The 12,128-nt window shown below is 73.2% G+C and carries 13 protein-coding genes; 5 read left to right on the top strand and 8 right to left on the bottom strand.

The window, feature by feature from the left end; genetic code table 11:
• Nucleotides 1-47: 47 nt before the first annotated feature.
• Nucleotides 48-524 (bottom strand): MarR family winged helix-turn-helix transcriptional regulator, encoded by a 477-nt coding sequence (locus ACQXVK_RS16555; RefSeq protein WP_022907594.1) that lies wholly within the window; start codon nucleotides 522-524, stop codon nucleotides 48-50.
• A 117-nt stretch (nucleotides 525-641) separates the two neighbouring features.
• On the opposite strand from ACQXVK_RS16555, the gene ACQXVK_RS16550 reads away from it, so the two are divergent.
• Together ACQXVK_RS16550 and ACQXVK_RS16545 are read left to right on the top strand one after the other, a co-directional pair.
• Nucleotides 642-4,211 carry a proline dehydrogenase family protein gene (locus ACQXVK_RS16550; RefSeq protein ID WP_430854301.1) on the top strand — a complete coding sequence of 1,190 codons (3,570 nt, stop codon included), beginning with the start codon at nucleotides 642-644 and terminating at the stop codon, nucleotides 4,209-4,211.
• Complete coding sequence (locus tag ACQXVK_RS16545; RefSeq protein WP_430854300.1) at nucleotides 4,204-4,935, top strand: tyrosine-protein phosphatase; 732 nt, start codon at nucleotides 4,204-4,206, stop codon at nucleotides 4,933-4,935. The genes ACQXVK_RS16550 and ACQXVK_RS16545 overlap by 8 nt, the downstream gene beginning before the upstream one ends.
• A gap of 58 nt (nucleotides 4,936-4,993) precedes the next feature.
• Here the strand turns inward: ACQXVK_RS16545 and ACQXVK_RS16540 are convergent, their stop codons facing one another.
• The 3 genes from ACQXVK_RS16540 to ACQXVK_RS16530 all read right to left on the bottom strand — a co-directional run bounded on the left by ACQXVK_RS16540 (nucleotide 4,994) and on the right by ACQXVK_RS16530 (nucleotide 6,618).
• Nucleotides 4,994-5,191 carry a hypothetical protein gene (locus tag ACQXVK_RS16540; RefSeq protein WP_022907596.1) on the bottom strand — a complete coding sequence of 66 codons (198 nt, stop codon included), beginning with the start codon at nucleotides 5,189-5,191 and terminating at the stop codon, nucleotides 4,994-4,996.
• A gap of 69 nt (nucleotides 5,192-5,260) precedes the next feature.
• On the bottom strand, nucleotides 5,261-5,623 hold the full coding sequence (locus ACQXVK_RS16535) for a hypothetical protein (protein WP_430854299.1): 363 nt from the start codon (nucleotides 5,621-5,623) through the stop codon (nucleotides 5,261-5,263).
• Nucleotides 5,620-6,618, bottom strand: a complete 999-nt coding sequence (locus ACQXVK_RS16530) for an SDR family oxidoreductase (protein ID WP_430854298.1) — start codon at nucleotides 6,616-6,618, stop codon at nucleotides 5,620-5,622. The genes ACQXVK_RS16535 and ACQXVK_RS16530 overlap by 4 nt, the downstream gene beginning before the upstream one ends.
• A 93-nt stretch (nucleotides 6,619-6,711) precedes the next feature.
• On the opposite strand from ACQXVK_RS16530, the gene ACQXVK_RS16525 reads away from it, so the two are divergent.
• Complete coding sequence (locus ACQXVK_RS16525) at nucleotides 6,712-7,362, top strand: hypothetical protein (RefSeq protein ID WP_022907599.1); 651 nt, start codon at nucleotides 6,712-6,714, stop codon at nucleotides 7,360-7,362.
• On the opposite strand, the gene ACQXVK_RS16520 is transcribed toward ACQXVK_RS16525, so the two are convergent.
• The 4 genes from ACQXVK_RS16520 to ACQXVK_RS16505 are packed head-to-tail and all read right to left on the bottom strand — an operon-like array spanning nucleotide 7,334 to nucleotide 9,760.
• The gene (locus tag ACQXVK_RS16520) at nucleotides 7,334-8,095 is read right to left on the bottom strand and encodes a YqjF family protein (protein ID WP_430854297.1); all 762 of its coding nucleotides are present in this window, start codon (nucleotides 8,093-8,095) and stop codon (nucleotides 7,334-7,336) included. The genes ACQXVK_RS16525 and ACQXVK_RS16520 overlap by 29 nt on opposite strands.
• Entirely contained in the window at nucleotides 8,092-8,925 is an 834-nt protein-coding gene (locus ACQXVK_RS16515) for a nitroreductase family protein (RefSeq protein WP_430854296.1), read from the bottom strand. The genes ACQXVK_RS16520 and ACQXVK_RS16515 overlap by 4 nt, the downstream gene beginning before the upstream one ends.
• Before the next feature lie 3 nt (nucleotides 8,926-8,928).
• The gene (locus tag ACQXVK_RS16510) at nucleotides 8,929-9,312 is read right to left on the bottom strand and encodes a hypothetical protein (protein ID WP_148286984.1); all 384 of its coding nucleotides are present in this window, start codon (nucleotides 9,310-9,312) and stop codon (nucleotides 8,929-8,931) included.
• Nucleotides 9,313-9,322: 10 nt separating this feature from the next.
• Nucleotides 9,323-9,760 carry an Lrp/AsnC family transcriptional regulator gene (locus ACQXVK_RS16505; protein ID WP_022907603.1) on the bottom strand — a complete coding sequence of 146 codons (438 nt, stop codon included), beginning with the start codon at nucleotides 9,758-9,760 and terminating at the stop codon, nucleotides 9,323-9,325.
• Nucleotides 9,761-9,998: 238 nt separating this feature from the next.
• Between ACQXVK_RS16505 and ddaH the strand changes: the two genes are divergently transcribed.
• Nucleotides 9,999-10,892, top strand: coding sequence for a dimethylargininase (gene ddaH / locus ACQXVK_RS16500; RefSeq protein WP_022907604.1), 894 nt, complete (start codon nucleotides 9,999-10,001; stop codon nucleotides 10,890-10,892).
• Nucleotides 10,892-12,115 carry an ornithine--oxo-acid transaminase gene (gene rocD, locus ACQXVK_RS16495; protein WP_430854295.1) on the top strand — a complete coding sequence of 408 codons (1,224 nt, stop codon included), beginning with the start codon at nucleotides 10,892-10,894 and terminating at the stop codon, nucleotides 12,113-12,115. Before ddaH ends, rocD begins: the two co-directional genes overlap by 1 nt.
• Nucleotides 12,116-12,128: the final 13 nt, after the last annotated feature.

The raw sequence follows: 12,128 nt of genomic DNA, 5'->3' as shown, positions 1-12,128 counted from the left end.
ACGTCACACCCCCGCCCCGGCCGTCCCGGGACGGGGGTGTCGTCGTCTCAGGGCGCGGTGTCCGGCTCCGTCTCGACGGGGCCGATCGCGTCGTCGACGCGAGCACTGACGGACCGCAGCGTGTCCGCATCGGTCCCCACGGGCCTCCAGAACAGCTCCTCGAGCGCACCGGTGTGCGCACGGATCCCGGCGAGCACCGCCCTGCGGCCGACCGGGGTCATCTCCACCCAGCTGCCCCGTCCGTCGGTGGGACAGTCCGCACGCTCGACCAGCCCGCGCGCGACCATGCGCGTGACCTGGTGGCTGACGCGCGACTTCTCCCAGCCGATGCCGGCCGCGATGTCCCGGACCCGGAGCCGGTGGTCCGGCTCGCGCTGCAGCCCGATGAGGATCTCGAACTCGGGGATCGAGATCCCGGCACCGTGCTGCACGGCCTGGTCGAGTGCCCGGTCGAGTCGCCGCCAGACGTCGTGGTAGGCGTCCCACGTGGCCCAGTCGTGGCCTTCGGCGCCCTCGATCGACATGGCGCCAGCGTATCGACCTCGACACGGTTCGACGGCATGATCATCCGCTCGGATGACTCGCCGCCGGCACACGGCTCGCTCCGAGGTGGGGTCGGTGGCGCAGCATACGATCGGAGCATGCCGAGCGCCCGACTGCAGGACTGCACCGACGACGCCGTCGCCCTCGTGCGCCGCTGGCTCGCGGCGTCGGCGGGGACGAAGCCCGACGCCGGTGCCGTGCGCCTGTCCGAGGCCCTGCGGGACGGACAGGGGCTCGACTTCACCCGCGGTCTCATCGACAAGGTCGTCCGTCCCGAGGACCCCCGCGTGGTGGCGCGCAACCTCGAGAAGGTCAGCCAGGACGTCCCCGACTTCCTCTCCTGGTCCCTGCGCGGCGCGGTGACCTTCGGCGGAGGGTTCGCCACGATGGCGCCGTGGGCGGTGGCCCCGACCGCGCGGCGGATCCTGCGGCGGATGGCCGGGCACCTCGTGGTCGACGCGCCCGACGCGAAGCTCGGCGCAGCGCTCGCGAAGGTCGGCGGCCCCGGTGTGCGCCTCGACGTGCGCCTGCTCGGCGACGCGGTCCTCGGCACCGCGGAGAGCGACCGACGGCTGCAGGGGACGATGGACCTGCTGGCCCGTGACGAGGTCGACCAGGTGTCGATCGGCGTGCGTTCGGTCGTGCCGCAGCTGTCCCCGTGGGCCTTCGACCAGACCGTCGAACGGGTGGTGGACCGCCTGGTGCCGCTGTACCGCCTCGCCGCGGGGTCGCCGGTGGCGAAGTCCGTGACACTCGACGCCGAGGACCACCGCGACCTCGACGTCACCCTCGCCGCCTTCCGCACCCTGCTCGACCGGGACGAGTTCCTCGGGCTCGAAGCCGGGATCGTGCTGCAGGCGTACCTGCCCGACACCGCTGGCGCCCTCGAGTCCCTGACCGCCTGGGCCCAGCAGCGACGTGCCCGCGGCGGCGCACCGATCACGGTCCGGCTCGTCAAGGGGGCGTCCCTCGCCACGGAGCGGGTCGACGCGGTCCTGCACGGGTGGCCCCTCGCCACGTGGGGCTCGAAGGTCGAGACCGACACCGCGTACCTCCGGCTGCTCGACGCAGCGCTCACGCCGGAGCGCATCGACGCGGTCCGGATCGGCGTCGCGAGCCACAACCTCTTCACGCTCGCGACGGCGTGGACCCTCGCCGGTCGCCGCGGGGTCACCGACGGCGTGCACGTCGCGGTGCTCCTCGGGATGGCTTCAGGCCACCTCGACGCCGTCCGCGCCGACGTCGGTCCGGTGCTGCTCGCCGCGCCGGTCGTGCACCCGGACCACTTCGACTCGGCGATCCCGTACCTCGCCCGGCGGCTGCAGGAGAGCGCCAGCGGTGACGGCTTCGTCGCCGGCGCCGCCGACATCGGCCACGACGAGCGCGTCTTCGAGCGCGAACGCGGCCGGTGGCTCGCGGCGGTCACGGCCCTCGACGCAACGGATCCGGTGCCGGCCACCCACCGGACGCAGGACCGCCGCGCCCCGATCGGCGAACCCGTGCACCGGGACGCCTTCGCGAACGCGCCGGACACCGATCCGTCGACCGCGGCCAACCGTGCGTGGGCGACGGACGTGCTCCGCCGCGTACCGCGGTCGAAGCTCGGCGCCCAGACCATCCGCGGGGCGAGGGTCGCCGACCGCTCGAAGCTCGAGCGCATCGTCGCCCGGACCGCGCAGGCCGGCGTGAACTGGGGACGACAGGACCCGTCCGACCGCGCCGAGCTCCTCGACCTCATCGCGCACGAGCTCGAGACGCGGCGTGCGGACCTCGTCGAGGTGGCGGCGGCGGAGACGGGCACGACCCTCGCCGAGGCCGACTCCGACGTGAGCGCCGCGATCGACTCCGCCCACCACGCCGCCGACAGCGCCCGGCGGCTGGCCGTGCTCGACGGCGACGGCGCCCGGTACGTGCCGCCCCGGCTCACCGTGGTGGTGTCGTCGTGGAGCGCCCCGGTCGCGAACCCGGCCGCGGGCGTGGTCGCCGCCCTCGCCGCCGGCAGCGGGGTCGTCCTGCAGCCCGCACCCGAGGCCGAGCGGTCCGGCGCGGTGCTCGCCGACGTCCTCTGGGACGCCGGGGTGCCGCACTCCCTGCTCCAGCTCGTCGACCTCGACGACGACCAGCTCCGCCGTGACCTCATCGCGCACCCGACGGTCGACCGGATCGTCCTGACCGGGTCGGCGGAGACCGCTCGATCGTTCCGCTGGTGGCGGGCCGGGCTGCCGCTCACCGCCGAGACGAGCGGGCGGAACGCGATCGTCGTCACGCCGAGCGCCGACCTCGACCTCGCCGTGCAGGACGTCGTCCGGTCGGCCTTCGGACGCGCCGGACAGCAGCGCTCGGCGTGCTCGCTCGTGGTCCTCGTCGGGTCCGTCGGCGACAGCGAACGGTTCCGTCGGCAGCTCGTCGACGCAACCCGCACCCTGCGCGTCGCCTGGCCGGACGACCCGTCCGCGCAGATGGGGCCGCTCATCGCCGAACCCGAGGGCACGGTGCGCGCCGGGTTGACCGAGCTCGCGCCGGGGGAGTCCTGGCTCGTGCAGCCCGTCCCGCTCGACGACTCCGGACGACTGTGGTCGCCGGGCATCCGCGACGGCGTGCGCCCGGGCAGCGACTTCCACCGGACCGAACACCTCGGGCCGGTGCTCGGCGTCATGCGCGCCGAGACCCTCGACCAGGCCGTCGCGATCCAGAACGACACGGACCACGGTCTCGCCGCCGGCATCCACTCCCTCGACCCCGACGAGGTCGCGGACTGGATCGCCGGGGTCCGCGCCGGCAACCTGTTCGTCAACCGCGGCACCACCGGTGCGGTCGTCGGCCGGCAGCCGTTCGGCGGGTGGAAGCGCTCGTCCGTCGGCACCGGCACGAAGCCGGGCGGCCCGATGGACGTCGCGACGCTCGGCCGGTGGGAACCGACGCCCCGCACCGTCCACAAGAGCATCCAGCTGCACGGCCTGCCGCCGCGGGTCACGGCCGTCATCGAGGCCGCCCGCAGCGGGCTGTCCTTCGAGGAGTTCGACCAGGTCCGCGCGGGTGCGCTCAGCGACGTCCGTGCCCGCGAGTCCGAGTTCGGCGTGACGCACGACCCGGCGGGGCTCGTCGTCGAGCGGAACGTGCTCCGCTGGCGACCGCAGTCCGTCATCGTCCGGCACGCAGAGGGCGCTCCCGCTGGCGACCTCGTCCGGGTGCTGGTCGCCGCGACCGCGGCCCGTGCCGACCTCCTCGTGAGCACGGCCCGGCCGCTCCCCGGACCGCTCACGCAGCTCCTCGCCTCGAGCCGTTCGCCGTTGCGCGTCGTCGACCACCTCGTCGAGTCGGACGACGAGTTCCTCCGCCGCGCGACCACGGGCGACCTGTTCCGGCCGGACTGGTCCTCGGGCGACGACGCCCCGCAGGACGCGCTCGAGGCGGTGCTCGCCCAGGGGCAGGACCGTCCGACGCACACCGCCTTCGGCGGCCCCGGTGCGCGGATCCGGCTGATCGGCGGTGACCCGCTCGCGCTCGAGGAAGCCCTCGGCGCCGGCGTCGACGTGGCGATCCACGACGCCCCCGTGGTCGAGGCCGGCATGATCGAGATGCTGCCGTTCCTCCGCGAACAGACGGTGTCGATCACCGCGCACCGTTTCGGCGACCTCGATCCCGACTTCGCGGAGCTGCATGTCTGACGTCGACCGCACCCTGCACGCCGACGGGTTGCACAACGCCCGTGACCTCGGCGGGCTCCCCCAGGTGGACGGCGGCACGACTCCGTCCGGGCGCGTCTTCCGGTCCGAGAGCGTCGACCGACTGACCTCCGACGGCTGGCGGTCGCTGCACGACGCCGGGGTCCGCACGGTGGTGGACCTGCGCGCACCGTGGGAGACCGAGAAGGACACCGGCGCCCGGCCGGACTGGCTCACCACCGTGGTCATCGACCACGACGGGCTCGATGCTGCGCCGGTCTTCTGGCAGGCGTACTGGGAGACCGGGCTCGTCGGTACGCCGCTGTACTACGGCCCACACCTCGCCGAGCTGCCCGAACGCACCGGCTGGGCGCTGCGGGCGATCGCGCGCGCCGAACCCGGCGGCGTCCTGTTCCACTGCGCGGGCGGACGCGACCGCACCGGGATCGTCGCGCTCGCCCTGCTGACGATCGCGGGGGTCGAACCCGAAGCCATCGTCGCCGATCACCTGGTCACCGTCGACAACGCCCCGGCCCTGCTCGCCTCCATCGGCGTCCCGTCGACCGAGGGGAAGATCGAGGCACTCTGCGCAGAGCACGGCACCACGGTCGAGGGTGCGTTCCGCGCGGCGCTCGACGGGTTCGACGTCGAGCGGTTCGTCGAGCGCTCGGGCCTCGACACCGCCGACCTGGAGGCACTGCGCACCTTCCGCGCGCACCTCTCCTGAGCCGACGGGGCCGTCCGGGGGCTCCGCCGGGTGAGCGCGATCGCCCGGCGTGCACGCGTCAGTCCTCGGTGTCGCCGGCTTCCTCGTCCACGACGCCCGTCTCGTCCATCCGGTCGCGGAGGTGGTCGGCCATCGCGCCGGCACCCTCGCCCGCGTGGTCGTGGTCGACCTGCTCGATGAGGCCGCGCAGCTTCTCGTGGTTCGTGGCCTCGGTGGCGCCGTCCATGACGGGCTCGGTCTGTTCCTTGTCGCTCATGTCCCGGACGCTACGCCGCGCTCCGTGGGCGACCGGCGACAGCCCGCGCATCCCGGCCGACCCGGTGCGCTACCGACCGCCGCGGCCCGTCCGGCGCCCGGTGCCCACCGCGGCGCACTCGGCGACGACCAGGACCAGCGCGATCCCGAGCTGGCCGAGCGCGAACCGTCGCCGGCGCCCGACGACGGCCAGCGGCACCATCGTCAGACCGTGCACCGTGTCCACGACCGCGCTGACCGTGTGCGCGTCGGAGGTCCCGGCGCGCGCGACGAGTGCCGCCTGGACGACCTGCCGCACGGCGAGCACGGCGTCGAGCACGGGCTGCCCGCCGCCCCGGCCCGCCCGGACGGCGTGCCCGACGCCCACAGCGGCGCGGAACGCCTCGACACCGGTGCCGCGACGACGGCCGCGCGCCGACGCCCGCGCCGTCATCGTCGTCGTCCCGCTGCCAGGGCGACCGCACCGGCGGCCCCCGCCAGCACCGCACCGACGATCCCGTTCCCGAGCCGTCGGTGCTCCACCCACCAGGTCTGCGGCGACCAGGCGTGCGCGGTGTCGTCGAACACGCCGTGCGCCCCGTGGTCACCCGGCACCGGCTCGTACAGGTTCACGCCGATCGCCGCGCCGTCCTTCGCCGGGGCCTGCTGCCCGGAGACCAGGGTCTTCGCGGCGTACCAGTCGGCGAACCGGCCGCTGATCCGGTTGCCGAGGATCGTGTAGACGGTCGACTCCCCGACCCACGTGCGTCGACGGGGCCGCTCGGCGACGGTGGCGATCGCCCGTGCGCCGACCTCCGGTTGGTAGATCGGCGCGACCGGCTGCGGCTGGTGCGGCAGCTTCGATTTCACACACTGGAACTGGATGGTGTTGAGCGCCGGCATGTCGACGCGGGAGACCTGCACCCTGCTGCCCTGCTCGAGGAGCTCGGAGACGACCGACTCGGTGAACCCGACGATCGCGTGCTTCGCCCCGCAGTACGCGGCCTGCAGCGGGATGCCGCGGAACCCCAGCGCCGAACCGACCTGGATGACCTGACCGCGGTCGCGCGGCACCATCCGGGACAGTGCGGCCCGGGTGCCGTTCACGAAGCCGAGGTAGGTGACGTGCAGTGCCCGCTCGAAGTCCTCGGGTGCGGTGTCCAGGAACCGACCGAACACGCCGACCATGACGCCGTTCACCCAGAGGTCGATCGGGCCCAGCTCCTGTTCGACCCGGTCCGCCGCTGCCTCGACGGCCTCGCGGTCGGCCACGTCCGCCACGAGCGCGAGCCCGCGTCGGCCGGCTGCTTCGACCTCGGCGACCGCGGCGTCGACCCCGTCCCGCCCCCGCGCGAGCACGGCCACGTCCCACCCCCGCGCGGCGAGCTCCCGCACCGTCGCCCGTCCGAGTCCAGCCGAACCACCGGTCACCACTGCCACACGTGTCATGACTCCCGTTCTACCGACGGTGACCACCGACCCCACCCAGCCGACGTCCCCCGGACGGATGCGGGTGGCGTCGGCCACGAGCATGATGGGCTCGTGCAGACCCGTGACGAGGACACCGCCGAGGAGACGCCGCCACCCGGCTGGGTCCTCAGCACCCCGACACGACGTCACGAGGTCTGGACGCTCCCGGTCCTGCTGCTGCTCCTGGCGGCGCTGTTCGTCCTCGCCGCCGCCCGCTTCGGGGAGCCACTCGGCGCGGTCGTCGCGGTGGCGAGCGCGGCCGTCGTCACCGCGGGGGCGATCGCCCTGGCCGCCGCCGGGTGGTCCGCCCACGACGAGCAGACCACGACGGCGTCCTGGCGGTTGCACGTCGTCCGGATGACGGTCGGGGTGACGACGGCAGCGATCGTCGCGATCGGCAGCCTCGTCGTCGGTCTCCCGTTCGGCGTGCTCTTCGGCGCGGTGGGCTGGATCCCGATGACGTTCCGCTCGGCCCGGTCGGTGCCCCGTGTCGACCGACTGCTCGTGGCGTGGGCGTCCGTGGTCGTCGCCGTGGTGTGCACGGGCCTGTCCGTCGCGGGGTTCACGGTCCCCGCCGTACCGGATCGTCTCGCGGCGGTCTGGATCGGCCCGGGATCGCTCTTCGCGGCGCTCGCCGTGGTGATGGCCGTCGTGCAGTTCGCCGTCGCCGAGCGGGCAGCGGTGGCGCCGCCGCTCAGCGCCCCCGACCGAAGCGCGTCGTGACCCCCGGCGAGTAGAGCACCGAGTCCGGTTCGAGCGAGGCCAGCCCGAACGGGAGCCCGGCCGCCCCGATCAGGTCGTCCCGCAGCGACACGACCGAGGCTCGGTGGAGCGGCCACGGCTCGTGCTCGTTCGGCCAGAACCGGGTCCGGCCGGCTCGGTGCACGTGCATGCCCCACCGTGCGGTCAGGAAGGTCTCGAGGGCCGTCGGCTCCGTCACGGCCGCTCCGACCCGCACGTCGACGAGCGACCGCAGGTGCGTCCCGTGTCGCCGCATCGCGTACCCGACGCGGCCGTCGCCGCTCCGCGTCTCGGCGTCGGCCCACCAGTACGGCAGACCGGTCGCGACGCGCGCGCCGATCGTCGGCAGGAGCTTGCCGGCGTCGAGCGACAGGAAGACCACGCCGTGTCGTCCCTGGTCGTCGATCGTGTAGACGCGGACGTTCACCTCGACGAAGTCCCCGATCCTCCCCGTCGGGATCGGCGGGAACCGGGTGTCCTCGAACCGGAACCCGATGAGGCCGACCCACGTGGTCGCCCCGTCGTCGGTGCCGTCCGCCGTGAGGGTGTCCGGCCGGGTCTCGGCGGGCAGCAGCGGCGCCACCGCCGACACGTCGACGCGCCAGTGCACGAAGACGACGTCGAGCCAGTCCTGCGAGATCCAGGGGCGGCCCGTCAGTCCCGGGGCGTGGTCCGGGAGGCGCGGCGCGGCCTGCGTGGGTCGGCTGTCGGTCACGAGGGGGTCGCCTCCGGTTCGATGTGCGGGGCGACGGGCGCGTCGTCCCATCCCTGCTGCGGGGTGTCGCAGGTCCCGCGGAACACGTACTGCGACGGGCGCTTCCGCTCGCTCGACGTCCAGTCGATCGCGGGACGCCGGCGCTCGGGCGGCAGGTACCCGATCCGGTAGACGGCCATCAGCTCGAGGGAGTCCGGCACGTGCAGCAGGCTCTCGATCTCCTCCCAGGCGCCCGGGGTCTCCATCGGGAACGACACGAACTGGATCCCGAGGCCGAGCTCCGTGGTGGCGAGCCAGATGTTCTCCATCGCCGCGCCCATGCTGAACACCGAGTAGAAGCCCGAGAGCTCCTCCTTCCGGTACTCGTGCCGGTCGAGCAGCACCCCGAGCAGCAGCGGCGACCCGGCAACGAGCTTCCGGTTCTCCTCACCGAGGGTGTGCGGCACCCGCAGGGTGTTCATGAGCAGCTGGCCGCGCTTCGTGAACACCTGCTTCGTGAAGGGCTTGAGGGGACCGGGGAGCTTGTCGAACAGCATGCCGTCGCGCCGGGCGTCCATCTCGGCCTGCGAGAACCGGAAGTACGGCTTGTACCGCTCGAAGAAGGTGCCCTCGGCCATGGTGCGGGTCATCGACGAGCCGCTGATCTCGGCGACGCGGTCGATCGTCGCGCGCTCCTCGACGAGGACGAACCGCCACGGCTGGCTGTTGAGCTGCGACGGGGCACGGCCGGCCAGCTCCATGAGCAGCCGCTGGTGCTCGGGGGACACGGGGTCGGGCAGGAACGGGCCGTTGGTCGTCCGCCGCCGTCTGATCGCCTCGAAGAGTTCCACGGCTCACCTTCCTGCTCGGCGGCCGGCGAGCAACGCCCCCAGGTAGGACGGTGCCGCGGCGACCGCGACTTGCCAGTGTGCTCCGGAGCGCGGGTCCGTGCGTGGCGCGACCGCGAGCGGGACGAGCGCGGGGAGGAGGAACAGCGCCGACCGTCCGCGGGTCCACACCGGGGTGGTCGCGGCGACGCCGGTCAGCGCGGCGGTGACGACGAACAGGCCGTGGTGGACGACCCGCAGCTTCCTCGTCCGGACGAGCCGCACGGCGACGGCCGTTCCCCACGCGCAGTTCGCGACGTACGCGACGCTCGCGGCGGCGACCAGACGGCGGGCCGTGCGCGAACCCGTGGGGGCCGAGCCGCGCCTCCAGGCCTGCACTGTCCGTCGCACGGGCGCGACGTTACGCGCTCTCCCGGCTGACCAGCTTGGAGAGCACGATGGCGGACCGCGTGTGGTCCACCTGGGGTGCGAGGCGGACCTTGTCGAGGGCTTCCTCGAGCGCGGAGAGGTCCTTCGACCGCATGTGCACGACGGCGTCGGCGCTGCCGGTGACGGTGCCGGCGTCGATGACCTCCGGAACGCTGTCGAGCAGGGTCCGGAGTTCGTCCGGCGACACCGTCCCGCGGCAGTAGAGCTCGACCCAGGCTTCGGTGCCACGGTCCTCGACCGCGGGGTCGACCTTGATCGTGAAGCCCTGGATCACCCCGTCGCCCACCAGCCGGTCGACGCGACGCTTGACGGCGGAGGCCGAGAGCCCGACCACCGACCCGATGTCGCCGTAGCCGGCGCGGGCGTTGTCCCGGAGTTGATCCAGGATGCGGTGGTCGAGCGAATCCATTGGACCCATGGTACGCGGACTTCTTGCACGTCAGGTGGGTTCCGCGCACGAAACGTGCGTCACCCGAACGGGTGCCACCGACCCGCACAGTGGGGGACTGCACTCCCCGGACGGTGTGTGCGAGGATCGACGCGGCGTCGACCTGGTCCGCTGCGGTGAGTGAGCCTGCATCTCACCGGAGCTCTTCTTCAGTGGTGGTTCCTGGCAGGCTCGGGCCCCGGTCCCTCCAGGAGGACTGATGTCGAACACCGCACCCGCCCCCGAGTCCGTCGCCACCCCGGCCCGTGTCGCCACGAAGCGCACGATCCTCATGTGCAAGCCGACGCACTACACGGTCAGCTACCGGATCAACCCGTGGATGCACCCCGAGGACCCGACCGACACGTCGAAGGCCGTCGAGCAGTGGCAGTCCCTCGTGGCCGTCTACGAGCAGCTCGGCTTCGACATCTCGTACATCGAACCGATCGAGGGCCTGCCGGACATGGTCTACGCGGCCAACGGCGGCTTCGTGCTCGACGGCGTCGCGTACGGCGCGAAGTTCCAGTACCCCGAGCGCCAGCCCGAGGGCCCGGCCTACATGGACTGGTTCCGCAGCGCCGGCCTGACCGTCGCCGAGCCCGAGGAGACGAACGAGGGCGAGGGTGACTTCCTCCTCATCGGGAACACCATCTTCGCCGGCACCGGCTTCCGCTCGGACAGCACCTCGCACGAGGAGCTCGCGCGCATCTACGGCCGCGAGGTCGTCACCCTCAAGCTGATCAACCCGAACTTCTACCACCTCGACACCGCCATCGCCGTGCTCGACCCGGAGCCCGCCGCCGACGGCACGTCGAACATCGCCTACCTCGAGAGCGCGTTCGACGAGCCCTCCCTGGCGATCCTGCGCGAGCGCTTCCCGGACGCGATCATCGCGACCGAGGAGGACGCGGCGATCCTCGGCCTGAACTCCTACTCCGACGGGTTCAACGTCGTGATCGCCTCGCGCGCCACGACCTTCGCGGAGCAGCTCCGGGAGAAGGGCTACAACCCGATCGGCGTCGACCTGTCCGAGCTCCTGCTCGGCGGCGGTGGCGTGAAGTGCTGCACGCTCGACCTGCACCCGGTCGGCACCGGGACCTCGGTGGCACGCTGATGTCCACCTCCCTCGGGTCCCGCACCGCCGCGGCGCTCGCCGTCGAGGACCGTTCGCTCGCCCACAACTACAGCCCGCTGCCGGTCGTCATCGCATCGGGAGACGGCGCGTGGGTCACGGACGTCGACGGCAAGCGCTACCTGGACGGCCTCGCCGCGTACTCCGCCGTGAACTTCGGGCACGGCAACGCGCGGCTCCTCGACGCCGCCCGGGCGCAGCTCGACCGCGTCACCCTGACGTCGCGGGCGTTCGTGAACGACCGACTCGGACCGTTCGCGTCGGCGCTCGCCGCGCTCACGGACACCGACATGGTCCTGCCGATGAACACCGGCGCCGAGGCGGTGGAGTCCGCGATCAAGGTGTCCCGTGCCTGGGGCTACCGCGTCAAGGGCGTCCCCGCCGAGCGCGCCACGATCATCGTCGCCTCGGGGAACTTCCACGGCCGCACCACGACGATCATCTCCTTCTCGGACGACCCGTCGGCGCACGACGACTTCGGGCCGTTCACACCAGGCTTCCGCACCGTGCCGTACGGCGACGCGGCGGCCCTCCGCGAGGCGATGGACGAGACCGTCGTCGCCGTGCTGCTCGAGCCGATCCAGGGCGAGGGCGGCGTGGTCATCCCGCCGGCGTCGTACCTCCCCGACGTCCGCACGATCTGCGACGAGTTCGGCGCGCTGTTCGTCGCCGACGAGATCCAGTCCGGGCTCGGACGCACCGGCCACACCCTCGCCGTGCAGCGCGTCGGGGTCACGCCGGACCTCATCACGCTCGGCAAGGCGCTCGGCGGCGGCATCGTCCCCGTGTCCGCCGTGGTCGGTCGGCGTGACGTGCTGGGTGTGCTGCGCCCGGGCGAGCACGGCTCCACCTTCGGCGGGAACCCGCTCGCGGCGGCCGTCGGGTCCGAGGTCGTGGCGATGCTCGACGAGGGCACGTTCCAGCAGCGGGCGCTCGACGGCGAACCGCTGCTGCGCGGGCTCCTCGACGACCTCGTCGGGAACGGCGTCGTGTCCCACCGGGTCGCCGGACTCTGGGCCGGGATCGACATCGACCCCGCGCTCGGCACCGGCAAGGAGATCGCGCACGACATGGCCGACCGGGGCGTCCTCGTGAAGGACACGCACGGGTCGACGATCCGCTTCGCGCCGCCGCTCGTCGTGACCGACGACGAGGTGCGCCTCGCGATCGGCGCCCTCGCCGAGGTGCTGGCCGCGCGCGCCTGACGCGCTCGGCGCT

Origin of the sequence: Curtobacterium sp. AB451 (assembly GCF_050585845.1) — a bacterium.
In the GTDB taxonomy this organism is placed as follows: domain Bacteria; phylum Actinomycetota; class Actinomycetes; order Actinomycetales; family Microbacteriaceae; genus Curtobacterium.
The sequence above is the reverse complement of the archived record's forward strand: the minus strand, read 5'-3'. Positions and strand labels throughout refer to the sequence as shown.